The organism is Cohnella nanjingensis (genome assembly GCF_014212125.1).
Classification (GTDB): domain Bacteria; phylum Bacillota; class Bacilli; order Paenibacillales; family Paenibacillaceae; genus Cohnella; species Cohnella nanjingensis.
Window position 1 is genome coordinate 1 of record NZ_JACJVP010000037.1, and the last position, 23,363, is coordinate 23,363.

The 23,363-nt window shown below is 60.1% G+C and carries 15 protein-coding genes and 1 riboswitch; of the genes, 13 read left to right on the forward strand and 2 right to left on the reverse strand.

The window, feature by feature from the left end; translation table 11 throughout:
• Positions 1–475 precede the first annotated feature (475 nt).
• Positions 476–2,176, reverse strand: a complete 1,701-nt coding sequence (locus H7C19_RS21720) for a DUF4127 family protein (RefSeq protein ID WP_185671170.1) — start codon at positions 2,174–2,176, stop codon at positions 476–478.
• Between the two features lie 198 nt (positions 2,177–2,374).
• On the opposite strand from H7C19_RS21720, the gene H7C19_RS21725 reads away from it, so the two are divergent.
• The 7 genes from H7C19_RS21725 (at position 2,375) to H7C19_RS21755 (ending at position 13,682) form a co-directional block, all read left to right on the forward strand.
• Positions 2,375–3,097: an N-acetylmannosamine-6-phosphate 2-epimerase gene (locus tag H7C19_RS21725; RefSeq protein ID WP_246469654.1), complete on the forward strand. Its 723-nt coding sequence runs from the start codon at positions 2,375–2,377 to the stop codon at positions 3,095–3,097.
• Between the two features lie 171 nt (positions 3,098–3,268).
• On the forward strand, positions 3,269–5,977 hold the full coding sequence (locus H7C19_RS21730) for a family 10 glycosylhydrolase (RefSeq protein WP_185671172.1): 2,709 nt from the start codon (positions 3,269–3,271) through the stop codon (positions 5,975–5,977).
• 200 nt (positions 5,978–6,177) lie between these two features.
• On the forward strand, positions 6,178–7,545 hold the full coding sequence (locus H7C19_RS21735; protein WP_185671173.1) for an ABC transporter substrate-binding protein: 1,368 nt from the start codon (positions 6,178–6,180) through the stop codon (positions 7,543–7,545).
• Positions 7,546–7,740: 195 nt separating this feature from the next.
• On the forward strand, positions 7,741–8,637 hold the full coding sequence (locus H7C19_RS21740; RefSeq protein WP_246469655.1) for a carbohydrate ABC transporter permease: 897 nt from the start codon (positions 7,741–7,743) through the stop codon (positions 8,635–8,637).
• The gene (locus tag H7C19_RS21745; RefSeq protein ID WP_185671174.1) at positions 8,630–9,508 is read left to right on the forward strand and encodes a carbohydrate ABC transporter permease; all 879 of its coding nucleotides are present in this window, start codon (positions 8,630–8,632) and stop codon (positions 9,506–9,508) included. The genes H7C19_RS21740 and H7C19_RS21745 overlap by 8 nt, the downstream gene beginning before the upstream one ends.
• A 65-nt stretch (positions 9,509–9,573) precedes the next feature.
• Positions 9,574–12,621, forward strand: coding sequence for a glycoside hydrolase family 10-like protein (locus H7C19_RS21750; RefSeq protein WP_185671175.1), 3,048 nt, complete (start codon positions 9,574–9,576; stop codon positions 12,619–12,621).
• On the forward strand, positions 12,618–13,682 hold the full coding sequence (locus H7C19_RS21755; RefSeq protein ID WP_185671176.1) for an SGNH/GDSL hydrolase family protein: 1,065 nt from the start codon (positions 12,618–12,620) through the stop codon (positions 13,680–13,682). The genes H7C19_RS21750 and H7C19_RS21755 overlap by 4 nt, the downstream gene beginning before the upstream one ends.
• On the opposite strand, the gene H7C19_RS21760 is transcribed toward H7C19_RS21755, so the two are convergent.
• On the reverse strand, positions 13,679–15,193 hold the full coding sequence (locus H7C19_RS21760) for an MDR family MFS transporter (protein ID WP_185671177.1): 1,515 nt from the start codon (positions 15,191–15,193) through the stop codon (positions 13,679–13,681). The genes H7C19_RS21755 and H7C19_RS21760 overlap by 4 nt on opposite strands.
• 759 nt (positions 15,194–15,952) lie before the next feature.
• On the opposite strand from H7C19_RS21760, the gene H7C19_RS21765 reads away from it, so the two are divergent.
• The 6 genes from H7C19_RS21765 to uca all read left to right on the forward strand — a co-directional run bounded on the left by H7C19_RS21765 (position 15,953) and on the right by uca (position 23,357).
• Positions 15,953–16,702 carry an alpha/beta fold hydrolase gene (locus tag H7C19_RS21765; RefSeq protein WP_185671178.1) on the forward strand — a complete coding sequence of 250 codons (750 nt, stop codon included), beginning with the start codon at positions 15,953–15,955 and terminating at the stop codon, positions 16,700–16,702.
• 4 nt (positions 16,703–16,706) lie between these two features.
• A complete protein-coding gene (locus H7C19_RS21770) occupies positions 16,707–17,321 on the forward strand; it encodes a TetR/AcrR family transcriptional regulator (RefSeq protein WP_185671179.1) in 615 nt (204 codons plus the stop codon).
• Positions 17,322–17,438: 117 nt separating this feature from the next.
• Positions 17,439–17,798, forward strand: coding sequence for a winged helix-turn-helix transcriptional regulator (locus H7C19_RS21775; protein ID WP_185671180.1), 360 nt, complete (start codon positions 17,439–17,441; stop codon positions 17,796–17,798).
• 223 nt (positions 17,799–18,021) lie between these two features.
• A riboswitch (guanidine-I (ykkC/yxkD leader) is annotated at positions 18,022–18,122 on the forward strand.
• 85 nt (positions 18,123–18,207) lie between these two features.
• The gene (locus H7C19_RS21780; RefSeq protein WP_185671181.1) at positions 18,208–18,930 is read left to right on the forward strand and encodes an urea amidolyase associated protein UAAP1; all 723 of its coding nucleotides are present in this window, start codon (positions 18,208–18,210) and stop codon (positions 18,928–18,930) included.
• A gap of 55 nt (positions 18,931–18,985) precedes the next feature.
• Positions 18,986–19,636, forward strand: a complete 651-nt coding sequence (locus tag H7C19_RS21785; RefSeq protein ID WP_185671182.1) for an urea amidolyase associated protein UAAP2 — start codon at positions 18,986–18,988, stop codon at positions 19,634–19,636.
• Positions 19,637–19,679: 43 nt separating this feature from the next.
• On the forward strand, positions 19,680–23,357 hold the full coding sequence (gene uca / locus H7C19_RS21790; RefSeq protein WP_185671183.1) for an urea carboxylase: 3,678 nt from the start codon (positions 19,680–19,682) through the stop codon (positions 23,355–23,357).
• The last annotated feature ends 6 nt before the right edge of the window (positions 23,358–23,363 follow it).

Sequence of the window (23,363 nt, forward strand, 5' to 3'; positions counted from 1 at the left end):
CTCCAACCCTCCAACCCTCCAACCCTCCAGACCTCCAACCCTCCAGACCGACTGACCTCCGGACCTCCAGACCACCAGCCCCTTCAGACCATTCAGACCTCCAGACCATTCAGACCACCAGCCCCTTCAGACCTCCGACGCCGACCGAACAAGTTGTAAATGTACAACTTTTTTCGCAGGATGACCTTCATATCAATCAATAAGTTGTAAATGTACAACTAAATCGGCCATTTTTTGCTGATTTATCGATTTTCTGCTGAANNAGTAAATGCCTCTTCTCCGCCAATGGGAGCCAAATAAGTTGTACGAATACAATTGATTGGGGAGCGAGCACCATCATCGGTTGACCTACGCTATTCTCCGGCGCTCGCGAGTCCAAGATGGATTCTATTTTCGAAAAGTCCGTGCGGTATGCGCAATCTGAGCTAGCCGCATCTTGAGGGACGCCGCTCGCCCGAGTCCCGAGCACCCTGTGTCACGCTAACCGCAGCTCGAAGCCGACTTCGAACATGCGCCGCCAAGGCATCTCGACGTTGTCCAGGAGGAAGCGCGAAGGATCGAGATCCTGCAGGTACGTCTCCGCGAACGCGGTCAGCTTGGCCAGCACCAGCGCCGAGATCTCGCCATGGATGGCCGAGACGTCGAAGTAGTTGCCGCCGAGCGCTTCCAGATGGTTCCACGCAATATCGGTGCGCACGATCGCTTGGTAGCCCCAATCCTCCAGCAACCGCGACACGTAGAAGGACTCGCTGTTCCGCGCGCGTTCCGCTTCCCAGGCCGCGCCAGTGGACTCTCCCGCTTGCACGTCTACCTGCCCGCCTGCTCCGCCTTGCTGCTCGCCAAACGCGCTCGGAGTCCCTTGCTTCTTGCCGCCAAGCTCGCCAGCCGCTCCCCCCGCTTCACGCGACTGCAAGCCTCCCGCTCGCTGCGCCGCCCCGCGATAATAGGATTCCACGATCGCATGCGCGATCACGGTGCCGAGCGTGTTGCCGGACGTGTTCCAGCCGGCATACGCCGCGATCTTCGGCAGCAGCCCCCACCGCGATAGCAGCTTCATGAGCGGCTCGTCCGACCCGTTGCACGTCGCGACGTCGGCCAGCGCGACCATCCGCCCTTTCGCCGTATAGCGCGCGATCGCTTCCGCGAATTCCCGCAGGTTAACCTCCGAGAAGTAGGACGCATGCCGGTCGGCCAGCGCCGTCGTCGTCTCGGCCATGTCGTGCTGTCCGACGGGCGGAGAGTTGACCATGAGGACGAAGTCGGCCTCCGAGGCATGATCGCCGATGAAGCCGCCGGCCGCATGGATCTGCGCCTTCAGGCTCTCGCCCAGCGAACGGTCCTCGTACTTCGGAATGGAGAACGGGCCGGAGGTGGAGGCGTGACGGATGTAGATCTCGGGTTGGTAACCCTTCAGCTCGCAGAAGGCGCGCGCGAACAGCGTGTTCCCGATCTCGTCCGCTCCCGGGTACAGATGGATGCGATCCAGCAGCCCCAGCTTCTCCACCCGCAGCAGAAGGTTGCGCTGCTCGGAGGAGGAATAGCCGTACTTGGCATTGTCGTCGAGCGGAATAAGGAGGAAGTCGATGACATTCTCCTTCACGAGATCGATCGCCATGCGGTTTACCGTCGTATTGATCCGCCGACGATCCGTAAAGTCGAGCCGTACCGCTTCGGGCACGTATGCCGTCAGCCGCTCCAGCTCCGCCTGCGCGTCCTCGTCCAGACCGTCCCGCGCCAACTGGTCCTGCAGCGCCCCGAGCCGCGCCAATTCGGCGCCGTAGTCCGCGTAGTAGTCCGGCTCTTCGTCGCTGCTGCTGTAAGCGGGCGCCCGCATGATGAGATTAAAGGCAAAGATCCGCAGCGCGGGATTGCGTTCCTTGCACGACTTGATGACGTTCAGCCGCGCTTGGCATTGCGCTTCGCTCAGATGGTGCAGGCGAGAAGGGACGATCCCCCCGTAGACGAGCATGTCCAGCGAGACGATCAGCCGGCTTGCCTCGGCGGATTGCGCCAGCAGCCACTCGGCGAGCGCGGCCGTATCGGCGGGACGTTTTTTGTCGCCGAGCATGGCGCGCGGAGGCGCGGTCAGACGGACGTCCGAGGCGGCGGCGATCCGGACGGGATAGGCGGCGTTGCAGGGCCGTTCGTCCAACGGCAGGTAGACGATTGCGGACATCGGAGATTCCTCCCGGAAAAAATGATGTAATTTGGCTCCAGTATACCATAGCTTTTGAACTTAAATTCCATAAACATTTAATAAAAAGAAATAAATATCTTTCCCAAATCGAACCAAATTGCTATAATGAAACCAATTCAGAGATGGAGGTGAATTCCACTAAGTGTGATGGAAATGAAAAATAACTCCAATGACAAAATGGGTGAGCTCATGAATGAAGCATTAATCATCGATAGCCTGAAGGACGGATTTATCGTCTCCTGCCAAGCGCTGGAGCAGGAGCCGCTCTTCGGGGCAGAGCTCATGGCATCCATGGCCGTTGCGGCAGAAGAGGGCGGAGCCGTAGCGATTCGCGCCAACACGCCAAGGGATATCGCCGCGATCAAACGAAAAAGCGCGCTGCCGGTCATCGGACTTTATAAGAAGCATTATCCAGGCTCGGAAGTCTATATCACGCCTACGCTCCAAGAGATCCGGGAGATCGCGGAGGCGGGAGCCGATCTGCTGGCGTTCGACGCCACGCAGCTCCCGCGGCCGGACGGACGGTCACTCCAGGAATTCGTCGCCGCGATCCGTCTGGCTTACCCCCATCTTCGCTTGGTCGCCGACATCTCTACCTACGAGGAAGGCGTCGCGGCCATGGCGCTCGGCGTCGATCTGGTCTCGACGACGCTGTCCGGATACACCTCCTACAGCACGCAGCAAGAGCAGCCGGACATCGACTTGGTATCGCGCCTCGCCGCGCTGCGCCGCACGCCGGTATTGGCCGAAGGACGGATCTGGACGCCGGAGGAATGCATCGCCTGCCTGCGGCTGGGCGCGCATGCCGTCGTCGTCGGCACCGCCATCACGAGACCCCAAGAGATTACCAAACGCTTCGTCCAAGCCATCCGGGGCGCATTGAATCATGACGGATCTTGATCCGGCATGATTCAAGCCGCGATCGCGATGATCTGGATTATCTGTTATCCCTAAAAATAATAGCGCTTTCTTTTCAAAATATAGCAGCATTCCCTAAACGCCCGAACGGAGGCGAAGGATCGTTCGGCACGACCCATCAACCAAATCGAATCGGAAGAGGAGGCAAGGAGAATGAATCGTTTGTTTAGAACGTTAACGCTCGTAATGGTTATGGTGCTGTTATTCGCCGGAGCCGCGTCGGCGGCCGGTACGGAAGGCGCGGCGCAGCCGCTCGCTGCGCCCCAGATCGTGCTGGAGGACGGCAGAACGCTGACGGTGGCCGCGGTCGATCAAGAGCGGCAGAACGATCAGTTGGCCGTATACACGCGGAACTACGGAGAGAAGACGAAGCCGTTCGCCTCCGGAACGGTAGAGTACATCGTGGCGGACGGCGCCGTGGTCGTCAAGTCCGCCGAAGGAAGCCAAGGGACGTTCATCCCGACGACGGGCTACGTGCTCTCGGCCTCGGGGACGGCGGCCGCCGCGCTCGGCGATCTCGCGATCGGCGCGCTCGTCGAGACGCGCGACCTGAATATTCCCGTGCTGCCGTCGAAGTACTTCACCGTCCAAGGCGTCGCGGTCGGCATCGACCGGGTCGACGGGCCTCGCGGCGCGGGCGAAGTCGTCCTCTATCAACCCGCGTACGGCCCCTCGACCCGGCAGAACGCCTGGGGCATGGAGCTGGCGGTGTCGGGCGGCAAAGTGACGAAGGTAACGGACGTTCGCACGGATTCGAATACGGGGGCCTACCTGGACAACGATACGCCGATTCCGGCGGACGGCTATGTCGTCTCGATCCAGTCGGGCAGTTCGTTCTACGACCGGCTGACCGGCAAAGTCGCCGTCGGGGACCCGGTGGAGCTCGTGACGGACAGCCTCATCTATTCGGCCGGCAAGATGACCTACGACGCCTTCAATCCGAAAACGCGGGAGGACAACCCCGGCGGCTGGGACGATGTCGGGAATACGCCTTATCCCGGGATGCGCGGCACCGATCAGCTCATCGTTTATGACAGCAGCTACGGCGCCAGCACCGGCACGAATCCTTGGGGCTTCGAGGCGGTCGTGAACGACCGGGGCTTCGTCATCGCGAGCGGCGGCAACGACAACGCGATCCCGGCGGGCGGCTATGTCCTGTCCGGCCACGGCGCGAAGAATACGTGGCTGACCAAGAACGCGCTGGTAGGCGCCAAGGTGCGGATCGACAAGGTCAACAAGCAGGTGCTCCTGATCTTCACGCCCGAATCGTATCTGGACCGGGCGACGATCAGCGTCGACAACGCGGAGAAGGCGCTGCAGACGTCCCGCAGCCAATTCCTGGACGTGCCTTACAAGCAGATCGAGCAAAAGATCGCCGAAGCCAAGACGCTGCGCGATCAGGCCAAGACCGCGATCGAGAGCGGCGCGACCGGGGGCTTGTTCGCATTGCTGAACAAGCTGGACCAGAGCATCTCGGATACGCACTTCATGAACTTCGAGTCCCGCAAGGTGGACAACCGCGGCCTGTGGCTGCGTCCGAAGGAGACGAACCTGGCGCAGGTGCGCGAGCATCTGGACCGCATCCAGGCGACGAATATCAACTCTATCTATCTGGAGACCTGGTGGGACGGTTATACCATCTATCCGACGAAGGTGCAGGATTCGGCGCAGAATCCGATCTACCAAGGGTTCGACGTCTTGAAGGCCTATCTGGACGAAGGCAAGAAACGCGGCATCGAGATCCATGCCTGGGTCGAGAACTTCTTCGCCGGCGGCCCGGTCGTCGAGCGTCATCCCGATTGGCTGTTGATTAGCCGCAAGGGCGACAACTACGAAGTCGGAACGAACGGCGCAAAGTGGTATTGGCTGAACCCGGCGCTGCCGCAGGCGAGGGACTTCGTGTCCGCCGTCTACAAGGAGCTGCTGCAGAAATACGACGTGGATTCGCTGCATCTGGACTATGCCCGCTATCCCGGCTCCGGCGACTACACCAACGATTTCGGCTATGACGCGTATACCCGCGACTTGTTCAAGAAGCAAGCCGCCGTCGATCCGCTCGAACTCCATCCGGGCGATGCGCATTGGGACGAGTGGCTGCAATTCCGCGCCGATATCATTAACAGCTGGGTCGACCGGCTCGTCTCCGAAGCGCGCAAGACGGCACCCGGCATTATCGTGACGGCGGCCGTATGGCCGAACTACGACGAAGCGCCGAAGTCGCACGCCCAGCAGACGAAGTATTGGACCGATCATAACTACATCCACAACCTCTTCCACATGTCGTACGTGCCGGACGCCACCATCATCGTGCAGGATCTGAAGAGCTCGCTGGCCGTCGCGAACGGCCGCGCCTTCGTCACGTCCGGCATCGGCACCTTCATCGACCTGACGAAGACGGAGCTCGTGCGCCAGATCGACGAAGCGGTCAAGAACGGCGCGGACGGAACGGCCCTGTTCGAGTTCGAGTCGTTGTACGACTATGGCTATGACCGGGAGCTTACGCTAGGCGTCTACCGGAACAAGGCCGTCATGCCCGACTACCGGACGACGAAGCCGCTCTATACGCTGCTTGCGGACATGGCCCGCAAGATCGACGAAGTCTACGTGCCCCTCGGGGGCATGAACGCCATGGACGCGGCCGAGCTGAAGAAGGATCTGAATAATGCGATGAACGTCCTTCAACCGGACAAGAAGTTCAACCACGGCATCGCGACCTCCGCGAAGCAGAAGCTCGGCAAGCTGGAGCAGACGCTGGCGGGCGCGAAGTCGGTACAGACCGAGGCGGCGAACCGGATTCGGTTCGATCTGAACTTCGCCGGGCGCATCGTGGATCTCTACTTCGTCAAAGAAGGCGAAAAGTAGACGCGAGCGGCGCAGAGAGAGCTGACGTTGGCGAAGACTAACAAAATATGGATTCATGATCCGAATCGAATGTAAAGATCAGATAAAAATTCCAAAATGATGTTGACGGTAATAAAAACCTATCCTATATTATGGACATTAATACCGCATAAATTGGATGGGTTGAAGAAAAATTCCAAACAGTGAAAAGAGGGAAGCGTATGACCAGCAAGTTCAGGTACACGGCTTTAACGGTCATCTGCACGCTCATGGTCTCGGTCTTCGCGGCATGCGGGAGCGGCAACAAGGAAGAGAGCAGCGGATCGCCGTCCGCCTCCGCCTCCTCTTCGCCGGAAGCGTCAGCCAGCCCGAGCGCAAGTCCGGAGGAGACGCCGAAGAAGGACATTACCCTCCAGTTCTGGACGATCTCGCTCAGCCCCAACTTCGACGATTATATCAACGGCAGAATCAAGAAGTTCCAAGACGAGAATCCGGGCATTACGGTCAAATGGACGGATCTCCCGTACGACGCGATGGAGAACAAGCTGCTCACCTCCATCGCGGGCGGCAAAGCGCCGGACGTCGTCAACCTGAACACCGGCATGACGATGACGCTCGCGGGCAAGAACGCGCTCGTCGACCTGAACGCCGAAGCGACGGAAGATCAGCGCTCGATCTACTTCGAGAATCTGTACAACTCCGCGAAGCTGGGCGACAGCGTCTACGCCTTCCCTTGGTACTACGGGCTGAACGCCTTCATGTACAACAAGGAGCTCTACGAGAAAGCGGGCCTCGATCCGGCCAAGCCGCCGACCACTTGGGACGAACTGAAGGAGCAGGCCGTCACGATCAAGCAGAAGACCGGCAAATACGGCTTCGTTCCGACCTACAACCCGCCGGCCGACCTGTACTTCTCCGGGGTGCCGGTCATCAGCGACGACAAGAAGAAAATGATCATCAACACGCCGGAAGCGCTCGAGTGGGTGAAGTGGAACAAGGCGCTCTATGACGAAGGCGTCGTTCCGAAGGAGAGCCTGACCGCCGACGCCAACTACGCCACGGACAAGTACCAGTCCGGTCAGATCGCCACGCTCACGACCGGCGCCGCCTTCCTGAGCCGGGTCAAGACGAACGCCAAGAAGGTCTACGACAATACCCTTGTCGCGCCGATGCCGGCGCTGAAGACCGGCAAGTATCACGCGGGCCTCATGAATCTCGTCGTGCCGGAGAAGAGCAAGAACCACAAGGAAGCGATCGCGCTCGCGAACTTCATGACGAACGACGAATCGCAGCTTGAGTTCTGCAAGATCGTCAACATCCTGCCGTCTACGAAGAAGGCGGCCGCCGACCCGTTCTTCACGGAAGCCGGCGACGATCCGGAGTCCAAAGCGAAGATCATCACCGCGCAGGAAGCCGCGCAGGCGCAAGACTTCACGCTTGGGGTCAAGGACGAAGGGAAGATTCTGGAGTCTCTCTGGAAGAACTGGCAGAAGATGCTGCTCGGCAAGATGACGCCGGAAGAATATCTGAGCCAATCCGAAGCCGCCGCGCAGAAGGTGCTCGACGAGGTCAACAAGGCCAACGGCTAATCCAAGTAATAACGGCTTCGCCGTCCGCTTTAGAGGGCGATACGTTTTTATCGGAGACGGACCAGCGAAGGATTGGTGAAACTTATACTTCCTGATACGTGAATATAGGGATAAATAGGAGTGAATTTCTTCACTCCTATTTATCCGTTGAAGGCCCGATTCGTGCTTCTTACACTGCAGGGGGGGTGACCGCTTTTGTTCTCCAACAAGCTCATGCGCAGGCAAGCCGGGTTCGCCTATCTGATGCTCGTTCCCGGCTGCATCTTGCTCCTCGCGTTTACGTTCTACCCCATCTTCCGCGGCCTGCCGCTCGCGTTCACGGATTACTCGGTCGTGGACACGACGCATTGGACGGGATGGGCCAACTTCAAGCGCGCCTTCGCCGACGGCAACTTCGGCCTCGCGCTCCAGCATTCGCTCTTCTATCTGATCGTCGTGCCGGTGCTGCAGATTCTCTCCATTCTGATGGCGATTCTCGTGAACAACAAGCTTCGCTTCATTACCTTCTTCCGCGTCGCCTACTTCGTACCCGTCGTTACGTCGATGGTCGCCGCCGCCATCGCCTGGAAGTGGGTCTACGAGGAGCAAGGCATCCTCAACTATTTCCTCCTCAAATTCGGCATCCTCGATCAGCCGGTCTCGTTCATGGTCGAGACGCGGCTGGCGCTGTACGGCGTCATGTTCGTCACGATTTGGAAAGGCCTCGGCTACTACATGATGATCTATCTGGCCGGCTTGCAGTCGATCCCGAGCGAGCTTCAGGAAGCCGCCCGAATCGACGGCGCGAACTGGTGGAGAACGATCTGGCATATCACCATCCCGCTCCTCATGCCGTTCGTCCTGCTCTGCTCCCTGTTGTCGATGATGGGCGCGATCCAGGTGTTCGACGAGGTGTTCGTCATGCACGGTCCGCTCGGCGATCCGGCCTATACGACGCTGACGACCAGCATCTATTCCTACAAGGTGGCGTTCCAGGACTTCGAATTCGGTTATGCGGCCACGCTCGGCCTGCTCGTCTCGCTGATCGTCATGGTGCTCTCGATCTTCATGTTCCGGTATACGAGAAAAGGAGGGCTGACTTACTATGAGTGATACCCCGATCGCGCCGGCCGCGGAGCGCCTTCCAGGCAATCGGAAGACGTCACCTAAGAAGATCGTGCAAGCGATCGTCGTCTATCCGCTGCTCCTGCTCACGACGGTCGTGACGCTGGGGCCGTTCCTGTGGCTGCTCTCGACCGCGCTCAAGACGGGCGACAACATCTACGCCTACCCGCCGCAGTTCATCCCGAACCCGATCACGTTCAAGAACTTCATCGACGTCTTTAACCTGATGCCGCTCTGGTCGTACATCGGCAACACCGTCTACATGACGGCGCTCGGCGTCCTGCTCAACATCTTCCTGTGCGCGATCACGGCCTATCCGCTGGCTCGGCTGCGGTTCCCGTTCCGCAACGCGATCTTCTTCGCGATGGTCAGCACGATGATCCTGCCGAACGCGGGGGGCATGATCGTCAACTTCCTGACGATCCAATCGCTCGGCCTGTACAACAACATGTTCGGCGTCGTTCTGCCGTCGGCGATCAGCATCTTTAATATCTTCCTGCTGCGCCAGGCGTTCATCACGGTGCCGAACGATATGGAGCATTCCGCCCGGATCGACGGCGCCGGCGAATTCCGCATCTTCGCGACCATTATGGTGCCGATGATCCGTCCGGCCATCGCGACCGTGCTGATCTTCGACTTCATGGCGTTCTGGAACAGCCTGATCTGGCCGGTCATCATCCTGGACGACCGCGCCAAGTATCCGCTCGGCCCCGCGCTCAAGTACCTGAACAGCAATCTGGCGTTTAACTTCCCCTATGTCGCCGCAGGCACGATCATCTCCGTCATCCCGATCATCATCATCTTCCTCGTGCTGCAGAAGCAGTTCATTAACGGCATGGTCGGGGCCGTCAAGGGGTAGGCGAATTGTCTCTCCGGGCATCAAGCCCGCGCAACCACACTCTGATGAAGCTGGAGGGTTGATTCATGAAGAGGCTGCCAGGAAGACTCGTGCTCTACGTGATGGCCATCGTTCTATCCGTGGGTACGCTCGGCATCGGTGCAGGGAAGACCGCGCTCGCGGCAGAGTCGATCAAGGCGATCGCGCCGGACGGCAGCGAGATCGTCATCACCGCCGTGAACCGCCCCGTCGCGGCGGTGAACGACATGATCCTCTACACCCGCGACAATAGCGGCAAGCAGACGGATTCGAACGAATGGTCCACCGCGGCCGTCGTGGATGATGTCGAAGGAAAGTACATCGTCAGCGCCATCGCGGACAAGAAGGGGGCCGTCGACATTCCGTCGAATGGATTCGTCCTCTTCGGCAACGCGGCGAGCGGCCAGTGGGTACTTGACCATTTAAAGGCCGGCGATGAAGTGATCGTATCGGGATATACGCTGCCCCAGCCTGTCATCGGTCCTTCCCTTCTGCTGGAGGATGGATCCTCGTATCCGGTAGATGCGCTGGACGAGGACAGGCAGCCGAGTCTGACCGTCATCTACACGCATGCGTACGGGGAAAAGACAAAGCCTTTCGATACGGATACGGTAGAGTACATCGTCGCCGGCGATGTCGTCGTCTCGCGCAATACGAACGGATCGGCAGGCACGGTCATTCCGGGGTCGGGTTACGTGCTGTCCGCCGCGGCTTCGGGGCCTCTCGGCATGCTGGAGATCGGGCAAGGGTTGCGAGCCTTTAATCTGGATATTCGGATCCTGCCCGCTCGCTATGCGGAGATCGGCCAGCTGCCGGTTGGAATCGACAAGCTGGGCGGCAGCCGGGATCTGGGCCAAGTCGTGCTGTATCAGCCGTCATACGGTTCTTCGACGCGGACGAATCCGTGGGGAATGGAGATCACGGTCGAAGGGGAGCGAGTGACGCGAATCGTGGCGATCGCGCCGGATCCGTCCCGTCCGGGCAGCTATCTGGACAACGACTCCCCCATTCCTTCGAACGGATTCGTTCTTTCCATTCAGTCGGCTAGCCCCTTCTACAACCAATTAAACGGCAAAGTCGCAGTAGGAGACTCCGTCAAGCTGGTGCTCGACAGCCTCGTCTACCAGGCGGGCAAGATCGGTTACGATGCCTTCAATCCGCGAACGAGAGAGGACAACCCCGCCGGGTGGGACGATGCCAACAACGTGCCGTTCCCAGGGTACAGAGGGCTCGATCAGATCATCGTGTACGATCGGACCTACGGAGAGCGGAGCGGTACGAATCCCTGGGGCAACGAGATCGTCGTCGATGCGAGAGGACTCGTCATCAGCAACGGAGGCAACAACAACGCGATTCCCGAAGGCGGCTTCGTCGTCTCCGGCGTAGGAACCACGGCCGCCTGGCTGGCGAGTCGCGTTCCGATCGGAGCGACAGTCACCGTAGATCGCGCAAAGAAGCGCGTCGTCGTCATCTTCACGCCTTCGTCCTATCTGGATAAGGCGAGCATCGGCATCGAACAGGCGGAACGGGGCATTCAAGCATCGAAGGCGAGATTCCTCGATGTGCCTTACGCGCAGATGGCGCAGCAGATCGCGGAGGCTAAGGCGGTCATGGCGCAGGTGCAGGCCAAGCTGGAACAAGGCGATCAAGAAGGGCTGCTCGCGATGCTGAACGAGATGGATCGAAGGGTGAGCGATCTTGCGTTCATGAATTACGAATCCCGCAAGGTCGAGACGCGCGGCTTGTGGCTGCGGCCCAAGGAGACGAATCTTGCGCAGGTCAAGGAGCATCTGGACCGGATCCAAGCGACTCGCATCAACGCGATCTATCTGGAGACCTGGTGGGACGGGTATGCTTCCTATCCTTCCAAGCAGCCGGATACGGCGCTTAATCCGATCTACCAAGGCTTCGATGTGCTGCAAGCGTACATTGAGGAAGGGTCAAAGCGCGGAATCGAGATTCACGCATGGGTGGAAAACTTCTATGTCGGCCAAGGCCATACGAGTCCGGTGTACGACAACCATCCCGATTGGTGGATGATCAGCCGCAAGGGCGATCCGTACGCCGATCTCGGCAATACGAAGGATTACTTCCTCAATCCGGCTTTGCCGGAAGCGAGGGACTATGTCCTCTCGATCTACAAAGAGTTGGTCTCCAAATACGACGTGGCCGGCATTCATCTGGACTTCACCCGATATCCCGATTCCGGCGATTATACGAACGATTTCTCCTATGATCCCTATACGCGCGGCTTGTTCAAGGACCGGTACGGGACGGATCCGATCGATCTGCATCCGGGAGACGTCCTCTGGGACGAATGGACCCGGTTCCGCATCGATGTCATTAACACGTTCGTGGACCGGATCGCCCATGAAGTGATGCCGCTGAGACCCGGTATGAAGCTGACCGCGGCGGTGTGGCCGAACTTCGAGCTGGCGCCGAAGACGGTGCTGCAGGAAGTGAAGAACTGGGTGGACAAGAATTACATGGATCAAATCTTCCATATGTCCTACGTGCCCGATACGACGCTGATCGCGGCCGATGCCAAGCGTTCGCTCGATCTCATGGGCGACAAGGGGCTCGTCGCGTCCGGCGTCGGCACCTTCATCAATCTGACAAAGCAGGTGCTCGCCGATCAGATCGATCAGGTGAACCGGCTGGGGGTAGCTGGTACGGCGTTGTTCGAATTCGAGTCGCTGTTTAACAACGGTTACGACCATGAATTGAAGCTCGGCCTGTACCGGAACGAAGCCATCGTGCCGGATTACGCGACCACCCTGCCCGTCTATACGATGCTCGAAGACGTCGTTCGCAAGATGAACGAGATCTACGTGCCGTTCGGAGGCATGTCATCGGTTGACGCCAAGGCGATCGCGGACGACATTCGCAAGGAGACGAAGAAGCTGCAGCCCCGGGAACGCTGGAACCACGGCAAAGTCGTCTCCTTGAAGTCGCACCTGTCGAAGATCGTATCCGATGTTCAAGGTCGTTCTTCCATTCAAGCGGAAGTCAAGAATCGGATCTTGACCGACCTACAGGCCTGCGATCATCTCCTCGATATCTATCTGACGAAGGAAGGGAAGAGCGGGCAATGACCGATATCGCAGGCGAAACGGCAGGACTCGTCTGGCACGACCCGCGGGAGGCGCCGTTCCGGATCGACGGTTTCGCTTGGCTGGCGGAGGAGGGCGTCTACCGCCGATTGCCGCGGCGGCCCGCGCATCCGCTGCCGCCGGCCGTCGACGAATTGGCGAGCCATACCGCGGGCGGGCAGATCCGCTTCCGAACCGACTCTGCCGGATTGTCCGTCCAGGTCCGGCTCGCCGGACCGGCGAATATGAATCATATGCCGGTGACGGGACAATGCGGCTTCGACTGTTATCTGGGCCCGCCGGGGCGGCAGCACTACTGCAATACGGCGAAGTACGATCAGACGCAGACGGAATATACGTTCACGATGTTCGAAGGTCTGGCGCGGGAGATGCGGGACGTGACTTTGTACTTCCCGCTCTACCAAGGCGTGCGAGAGGTGCGGATCGGATTGGATCGAGGGGCGGAGCGGCTTGCTCCGCCGCCATACGCGAGTGAGAAACGAATCGTCATCTACGGTACCTCGATTACCCAAGGCGGCTGCGCCGCAAGACCGGGAATGGCGTATCCGAACGTCCTGAGCCGTCGGATCGACGCCGAATTCATCAATCTCGGCTTCTCCGGCAGCGGCAAGGGCGAAGCGGAAGTTGCCCGCCTCGTCGCCGAAGTGCCGAATCCGGGGCTGCTCGTGCTCGATTACGAAGCGAATTGCGTCAGCCCCGAGCTGTTCCGGGAGACGCTGCCGGCGTTCATCCGGATCTACCGCGAGGCGCAACCGGACGTGCCGATCCTCGTCCTCTCCCAGATCCGCTTCGCCCGCGAGACGTTCGATCTCGATCTGCGCGACCTGCGACTCCTGCGGAAGCAGATTCAGATCGAGACGGTCCACGCCTGCCGGGAGCGGGGAGACGAGCGGATCTGGTTCCATGACGGCGGAGAGCTGCTCGGGCCGGACTACCACGAATGCACGGTGGACGGCATCCACCCGACCGATCTGGGCTTTGCCCGGATGGCCGAGGGACTGGCGCCGATACTGAGACGCTATATGGACGGCGGGGGGCGTTAAGCCTCCCGCCGTTTCGTTTGCGGGCTGCCGTCGGCGGCCCGGTCGTCTGACCCCGCGTCATCGCCATTCGCGACCGGGCGCTCGCTGGATCGCCGCGCGCGAATCGTGAATCCCAAGAGGGCGCCGGCGAAGGCGACGGCCGCCACGGCGAGATAGGCGTCTTTGAAAGCGTGCATCCATACGCCGCTCTCCGCGGGCGAAGCGGAGTCCGCATAGGCGCGCAGGCGGCTCGCGAGCAGCGTCGCCAGCCCGGCTACGCCGAAGGACGCCATCACTTGCTGAAAGGCGCCCGTCAAGGAGGCGACCCGGCCTGCCAGATGCGGCGGCGCAGCTTGGAACAGGTAGGCGTTCAATCCCATGCCGAACAGCGCCTGACCGGATCCGGCCAATAGGAAGGGCAGAATCAGCGTGCTTATTCCGTCATTGGCGGACAGCCTGGAGAGCAGGAATGCGCCTAAGCCGATCAAAGCCATGCCCGCGATCACGAGCGGCCTCAAGCCGATTCGGTCGAACCAGCGTCCGCCGAGCTGGATGAAGACCGCGGATAGGACGGCTTGCGGCAGCAACAGAAGGCCCGTGTCCCAGGCGCCGTATCCCTTGGCCTGCTGAAGCAGGACGGGATTCAGGAAAAGCAGGCCGTAGAAGGCGATAGCGACGATCCATTGGATCAGAATGGCGCGCGTAAAGGCGAACGAACGGAAGACGCGAAGGTCCAGCAGCGGCTGCTCCCGGCGTAGCTCCGCGAGGACGAGCGCGATCAGCGCCGCGGCGCCGACGGCAAGACCCGCGAGGGTCGAACTTGCGCCCCATCCGGCGTCGCCTCCCCTGCTCACGCCGTAGACGAGCGAGGCGAACGCCAGCGGAGCGAGCAGCAGGCCGGGCAGATCGAGCTTCGCCGATGCGCCCCGTTCGAGCCGTGGCAGCTTGCGAATTCCAAGCCATACCCCTGCGATGCCTACCGGCAGATTGAGGAGGAAAATGTACGGCCAACTCGCATAGTCCACGAGCATACCTGCGATCGCGGGCGCGATGGCCGGCGCGATCAGGATCGGGACGCCGACCATCCCCATGACGGTGCCGATCTTCTCCTGCGGACTGATGCGGTAGATCATCGATATGCCGATCGGCATGACCATCCCGCCGCCCAATCCCTGCAGGATGCGGAAGGCGATGAAAGTGCCCGCATCTTGGGCGATGGCGCAGAGGAGGGAGCTGACCGTAAACCAGACGATCGCGAGTAGAAAGACGCGTTTGGCGCCGAATCGGTCGGACAGCCATCCGGCCAGCGGGATAACGGCGGCTTCCGCGAGAATATAGCCGGTCAAGCTCCATTGGACGACCGGGAGCGAGCTGTCGAATTGGCGAACCAGCGCCGGGACGGCGACATTGATGGCGCTGCTATCCAAGAGCACCATGAACATGCCGACGATGACGGCGACGAGCGGTCCGCCGATCGATCGGATGGACCATGGTTGCGTTGCGGTTTGAATTTTCGGCGAAGACGATGACATGAGAATCCCTCCTACCTTGAATCTCTCTAGATGGGAGCTCGGGCATCCGTTGGCCGCCCGGCCCTCTCAGTGGGATTGTAAGGCGGATAGTTCAAAAATGTAAGAAGGCAAAAGTTTCTGATATTATCGTGTAAAGTAGACTTACTATAAATAAGTAAGATGAAGGTTGGCATGAATAAGAAGCCGTCCCGAGCGAGAAACGCGAATGGGGGGCTGCATGTCGATGTATGAGTTCAACTATGCTTTGTGTGGGGGGGGGCGCCGGTTCGGCCGATATGCGTATATAAACTACGCACATCGGCTGTCGGTGCGCCGAATCGGCCAAAGTGCGTATATAAACTACGCACATCGGTTGTCGGTGCGCCGAATCGGCCAAAGTGCGTATATAAGCTACGCACATCGGCTGTCGGTGCGTCGAATCGGCCAAAGTGCGTATATAAACTACGCACATCGGCTGTCGGTGCGTCGAATCGGCCAAAGTGCGTATATAAACTACGCACATCGGCGGTCGGTGCGCCGGATCGGCCAAAGTGCGTATATAAACTACGCACATCGGCGATCGGTGTGCCGGAACGGTAAATGGGGCTGTTCCCGAGGACGGCGACGACCTAGCGGAACAGCCTATTTTATTGACTCGAATAGACGGGGTGTGGACGGATATAGGTAGATCTCCCATAACGATTTTATATTGACTAAACGTTCACCCAATAATAAAATGGAGATGTTTAACGATACCCTGATTGGATGGAGGGATTGCAAATGGATTTGTATTATGAGGTCAGCGGATACGGAAAACCTGTCGTTCTTCTTCACAGCGGTGGTGCGGATATGCGGGATTGGACGTTTGTCGCCCCCCTTTTAGCCAAACACTATAAGACCGTCGCATTCGACGGACGCGGCGCCGGAAAATCGCCATCGCCCATGAAGCCAGCCAACTATGTTGAAGACTTGCTCGCCCTGCTTGACCATCTTGCGATTGATCAAGCTGTGCTCGTAGGTCATTCTATGGGCGGTCAAATCGCAACGGATTTCGCTCTGAAATATCCTGAGAGAGTATCTGAGCTCGTACTTATCGCTCCCTCGTTGTCAGGCTTCCGACACTCGCAGGAATTTGAGGACTGGATGCAGAAAATAAACGATGCTGTCCCTGACATCGATAAGATGGTTGAGCTTTCTTTCGACGCGCCGTCCTATCGGATCGTGATGTCAGGTCCACATCGGGATCTGATGGATCAAATGTTCAGACATCATTTAAAGAAAACGGGCGAATGGGGGACGTTCGAATCCATTTGGCCAGAGCCGCCAGCTGCCGAAAGATTAAAAGAATTAACGGTGAAGACGCTCTTTATGATTGGCGAAGAGGAATTGCCGGATAACATACGCGTTGCAGAATGCTTCCGGAGAGTTCCCCATATTCGTTTCATTCAAATGGCCGGCGCCGATCATAAGGTCACGCTAACCCATCCTGACGATGTGTATCGCCATATTACCGGTTTTTTGGAGGAATAAGGTCATGCCGCGTACCCCGAAAGAAAATGAACGCTTGCGACTGATGGCCAAAGAGAAAATTCGCATCGCTGCGATGGAGCTGTTCATTAAACAAGGATATCACGCGACTTCGATAGACGAAGTAGCGAAACATGCAGGTATATCCAAAGGTCTGCTTTACAATTATTACAAAGGGAAAGAAGACCTGCTAGCGACAATGGTCGAGGCCAGAATCGGCGAATTGGTTCAAGTGATGGAAGAGGCGATCGCCATTGAATCGCCTACCGAGCAACTTCGGCATATTGTCGAGGGCGCTATTGATAACGTCTATCGAAACCCGGAAATATTCCGGTTCTATCTCCATCTGCAGACGCAGCCGGAATCGGACGAAGCGGTAGCGAAATACAGTAAGCTGCTGATCGATGAAAGTGCCAGACAGTACAACTTTCAATGTGAAATGTTCGAAAGGCTGGGCGCAAAGGAACCGAGAAAACGGTCGTTATACTTTTCATCAACGCTTCAAGGCATCATGTTGATGATATCCACCTATCGCGAGCAGTTTCCTATCGAAGAAGTGAAGGCGCAGATCATACAGGATTTTTGTAACCCAGAACGGGAACGAGATGAATCTAACGTATAGAAAGCGGCTCGGCGAACAAGAAGATGCTTGCTTAAAAACCATCCCTGGCGACCGGTCGTGACTAACGATATAATCTACATCAAATCGAAACGACTTGCATGCGAGGGGCGTGATCCTATGCAGAATGTCTATACGGAAGAAGAGAACCGCGATTGCTGGGCGACGATCGGCGATGTCCTGCAGATTATCGGCAAGAAGTACGCATTCCTCATCATCGGCGAGCTGCACGAAGGGCCGCTGCGATTCAATCAGCTGCGCGGGCGGCTGGGGTCGATCAGCACCCAATCCCTGACGGATATGCTGCGACACCTGGAGAAAAACCGGATCGTGCATCGCGAGGTGTTCCCGACGGTGCCCGTAACCGTCGAATACTCGTTGACGGAGCTGGGTCGCAGCTTTCAAACGGTTCTGATCGAGATGCGCAAATGGGGGGTAGCGTGGAAACGGTCGTGCCCGGATTCGAAGGAAACGGAATAAAAACGGCGGCGAGTCCGGCAGGTACGCGTAACCGGAAACGCCGCCTTTCTCGTTGCTTCCGTTCCGCGTTGGCGGTGAAGTGTTAGATAACATAACGCATTATCGAGGAGAAAGGAAGAATTCTATCGATACATCCTAAATGGAGGCGCAAACGCCAAAAATACCTTACATAAACATTGACGAACGCCCCTTTATGCGTTATGTTTATTCACAACAAATGAATACTTAAGTTTACTAGGGTTCCGCCGACGGCAGTCGGGACTGGTCCGAGAGTAAACCGCTCTTGTTGCAAGGGCGCCACGGAAGGATAAAAACCTGGGAGATATCAACAAGACATTCGTCTTGTGGTATCTCCTTTTTTCATCCCCTTCCGATTCACGATATCGAACCGTAAAGGAGCGAATCATTCATGACAACCTTATGGAGCACGACCTTGCGCGCCGGAGGCAAATGGTCGGGATCGATCGGCCGCGGCAAGCTGATTCGTTTCACCGCTATGAATGACGGCGCGAACGTCTCTCTCCAGCTCTACAGCGCGAGGGACCTGACGGAGCGATACAACATGCCGGATACGCTCAAGGCGCAGCACACCGCGCACCTCACGCGCGGCAACGTCCTCATGAGCGACAACGGACGCGCGCTCGCCAGCATCGTGGCAGACAGCCTCGGGTGGCATGACCCGATCGCGGGCTACTCCACCCGCGAGGGGACGGACGCCAAGTACGGCAAAACGACCTACCAAGAGCTTCGCAACGCATGGCTGCGCAGCGGCGAAGAGAACTTCGCGGTCGAGCTTGCGCGGAACGGTCTCGGACCGCGGGATATGGCGCCGATCGTGAACCTGTTCTCGAAGGTGGTCTGCGACGAGGCCGGCGATCTGCATTTCGACGCGAATCATTGCCGATCGGGGGACTCGGTGACGCTGCGGACGGAGATGGACGTCCTGCTCCTCCTCTCCAACACGCCGAACCCGTTCGATCCGGCCGCCGAATATTCTTCCGTTCCCGTGAAGATAGAGGTGCTGGACGCCGAACCGGCGGACGGCGGGGATTACTGCGTGAATTATCGTCCGGAGAACCGCCGGGCTTTCGAGAATACGTGGGAATACCACGCGCTGCTGGGATTGAAGTAGGGAAGCGAAAACAGGAGATCGTGTAACGAGACCGGAGATTAGAGGAGGAAACGAAATGGCCGTATTCAACCGGGTGGAGAGCCCGCGCAGGGTCGAGGATGCCATATACAGCGAGACTATACTGGCCGGGGACGGCTGGATGTACGATCTGGAACCGAACCAAGTGCTGCGGATCGTCGACCTCGACGGGAACCAAGCCGCAGACACGTTGTTCTACGACGCGGACCGTCCGGAAGATCATTACAGCGCCGTACGGACGATCGCGGGTCAAGGCAACGTCTACCTGACGACGGGCTCGGTGCTGCGAACGGAGAGCGGGGCGGAGCTGCTGCGGATCGTCGCCGACACGTGCGGACGCCACGATACGCTGGGGGGCTCCTGCTCCGCGCAGAGCAACACGGTGCGCTACGCGCATGAGAAGCTGCACATGCACAACTGCCGCGACACGTTCATGCTCCAGCTCGCCAAGCGGGATGCGGGATATACGAAGCGGGACCTCGCGCCGAACATCAACTTCTTCATGAACGTGCCGGTGACCCCCGAGGGCGGCCTGACGTTCGCGGACGGCGTCTCCTCGCCGGGCGCCTACGTGGAGATGCGGGCGACGCGCCGCGCGACGGTGCTGATCAGCAACTGCCCGCAATTGAACAATCCGTGCAACGCCTACAACCCGACGCCGGTACGGGTGCTCGTCTGGAACGAATAGATCGATACGCAACATCGCGGATGAACGAAGGGGAGCGGTTCGTATGTTCAACAAAGTACTCATCGCCAATCGCGGCGCCATCGCCGTACGCATCGAGCGGACGCTGAAGCGGCTCGGCATCGCGTCGGTCGCCGTGTACACGGCGGCGGACCAAGACAGCCTGCACGCGGACGGAGCGGACGAGGCGGTCCTCATCGGGGAGGGACTCGCCAAGGAAAGCTATCTGAACGCGGAGCTGATCCTGCAGACGGCTATCGAGACGGGCGCGGAGGCGATCCATCCGGGCTACGGCTTCCTGAGCGAGAACGCGTCGTTCGCCCGCGCCTGCCGCGAGCGCGGGATCGCGTTCATCGGACCGACGCCGGAGCAGATGGAGCTCTTCGGGCTGAAGCACTCCGCCCGCGAGATCGCGGAGAAGGCGGGCGTGCCGCTCCTGCCGGGGACGTCGCTCATCGAGGAGCTGGATGAAGCGCTCGACGCAGCCGTACGCATCGGCTACCCGGTCATCCTGAAAAGCACGGCCGGCGGCGGCGGCATCGGCATGCGGGTCTGCGCGGACGAAGGCGGGCTGCGCGCCGCGTTCGAGGGCGTGCGCCATCTGGCGGAGACGAACTTCAAGAACGGCGGCGTCTTCTTGGAGAAATATATCGTGAGGGCGCGTCACGTCGAGGTGCAAATCTTCGGCAACGCCTACGGAGAGGCCGTGGCGCTAGGCGAGCGGGACTGCTCCATCCAGCGCCGCAACCAGAAGGTCATCGAGGAGAGCCCGGCGCCGAATCTGGCGCCCGAGGTACGCGAAGCGATGTTCGAGGCCGCCCGGCGGCTGGCGGCGGAGGCGGGCTACCGGAGCGCGGGGACGGTCGAGTTCCTGTACGACCCGCAGACATGCGCATTTTACTTCCTCGAGGTGAATACGCGTCTGCAGGTCGAGCACGGCGTTACCGAAGAGGTGCTCGGCGTCGATCTCGTGGAGTGGATGGTCCGGGAAGCAGCGGATGAACTGCGCGACCTGGCTTCGCTGGTTCCCGCCGCCCGGGGCCACAGCATCCAGGCGCGCATCTACGCGGAGGATTGCCTGCAGGGCTTTCGGCCGAGCGCGGGTCAGCTGGACAAGGCGTTATTTCCGGCGGACGCGCGGGTCGAGACGTGGGTGCGCGACGGCCTCGCGGTCACGACGCTCTACGACCCGATGCTGGCGAAGATCATCGTGCGCGGCCGGGACCGCGCCGAAGCGATCGCGAAGCTCGGGCGGGCGCTAGCCGATACGCGATTGTACGGCATCACTACGAACCTGCAGTATCTGGAGGCGCTGCTGAAGGAGGAAGAGGTCGCAGCTGGCCATGTCTATACCCAGTTGCTGAACGGCTTCGCGCCGGCGGAGCTGGCGCTGGAAGTGCTGGACGGCGGCGTACAGACGACGGTGCAGGACTGGCCGGGCCGGACCGGACACTGGGACGTGGGGGTGCCGCCTTGCGGACCGATGGACCCGCTGGCGTTCCGTACGGGGAACAAGCTGCTCGGCAACGCGGACGATGCGGCCGGTTTGGAGCTGACGCTGCGCGGCGGCGCCTACAAGTTCCGCAGCGACATGTGGTTCTGCGTTACCGGCGCGGATATGCAGGCCGAGCTGGACGGCGCGGCGGTGCCGATATATCGGCCGGTTCGGGTCAAACGCGGACAAGAGCTGAGCTTCGGCGAAGCGGCGGCGGGCATGCGCGCTTATCTCCTGATTGCGGGCGGGTTCGACGTGCCCCGCATTCTTGGCAGCGCGGCGACGTTCACGCTCGGCGGCTTCGGCGGCCACGGCGGCCGCGCGCTGCGCGCCGGCGACGTGCTCCGCGCGAACGCCGGCGGCGCGCCCGCCTTCGAGGGCGAGCTGGCCGCTCCCGCGCGGCCGGAGATCGTCCGGACGTGGACGATCGGCGTCATCCCGGGGCCGCACTGCACGGAGGAGTTCCTGCTCCCGAGTTATCTGCCGATGCTCACGGAGACGAAGTGGGAAGTGCACTTCAACAGCTCCCGCACCGGCGTCCGCCTGATCGGACCGGCGCCCCATTGGACGCGCGAAGACGGCGGCGAAGCGGGGCTTCACCCGTCGAACATCCATGACAACGCTTATGCAATCGGCACGCTCGATCTGACCGGCGACATGCCGATCCTGCTCGGCCCTGACGGCCCGAGTCTCGGCGGCTTCGTCTGTCCGGTGACGACGGCTTCCGCCGAGTTCTGGAAGCTGGGCCAGCTGCACGCGGGCGACACCGTCGAATTCCGCCTGCTGACGCTGGAAGAGGCGGACGCGCTGCGCGAACGGCAGGAGCGGCAGCTCGCTGCGATCGGCGACGGCTTGCGCGAGGGACTGGCGCTCGGAGCCGGCCGATCGGAAGGACTGCCGGTCGGCGATAGCCGGCGCGACGCGCTGGCGGTCGGCAGACTGCCGGAAACGCCGAACGCGGCGATCACGCCGGCCTATCCGCTGCTCGTGCAGGAGGAAGCGGGTCGACGCTTCCCCATCACGATCCGCTGCAGCGGGGACGAGAATCTGCTCGTCGAATACGGCGCGCTCGAGCTCGACTTGCTGCTGCGGTTCCAAGTGCACGCCTTAATGGAGGCGCTCAAGGTGAGTCGCGACATTCCCGTGCTGGATCTGACGCCGGGCATTCGCTCCCTCCAGGTGCACATCGACCGTTCGCGAATAACCGTGCAGGAGGCGTGCAGCCGCATCCTGGAGTTGGACGGAGAACTGCCGCCGCTCGAATCGGTCGAGGTGCCGTCGCGTATCGTGCGCTTGCCGTTGTCTTGGGACGACCCGGCGACGCAGCTCGCGATCGAGCGCTATCAGAAGAACGTCCGGCCGGATGCGCCGTGGTGTCCGAGCAATCTGGAGTTTATCCGCCGCATCAACGGGCTGGACGGCATCGACGACGTCGGGAAGGTCGTCTTCGAAGCCAACTATCTCGTCCTCGGTTTGGGTGACGTCTATCTGGGCGCGCCCGTCGCGACCCCGACCGACCCGCGCCACCGGCTGGTGACGACGAAGTACAATCCGGCGCGGACGTGGACGCCCGAGAATGCCGTCGGCATCGGCGGCGCCTACATGTGCGTCTACGGCATGGAAGGCCCGGGCGGCTATCAATTCGTCGGGCGCACGATCCAGATGTGGAACAAGCTGCGCGAGACGGAGAGCTTCAAGCCCGGCAAGCCTTGGCTGCTGCGTTTCTTCGACCAGATTCGGTTCTACCCCGTGAGCGCGGAAGAACTGCTGAAGCTGCGCGAAGACTTCCTGCGCGGACGCTTCGAAGCGGACATCGCGGAGACGACGTTCCGCCTTGGCGACTATTTGAAGTTCCTGGACGACATCGCCGATGACGTCGAGGCGTTCCGCGGCAAGCAGCAGGCGGCTTTCCGCGCGGAGCGCGACAGTTGGAAGGCGCTGGGCCTCGCGGAGTACGTCTCCGAGGGCGAATCGGCCAAGGCGTCGGAGGAGGAAGCGCTGCCCGAGGGCGCGACGGCCGTCCGCTGCTCGATGCCGGGCAGCGTGTGGAAGGTGCTCGTCGAGCCGGGCCAAGCGGTAAAGAAGGGCGAGACGCTGATCATCGTAGAAAGCATGAAGATGGAGTTCACTCAGCTCGCGCCATGCGACGGACGCGTATCGACGATCTATGTGAACCCGGGCGACGAGGTTCAGGCGGGACAGCTGATCGTGGCGCTCATGACGGCCTAAGGGAAA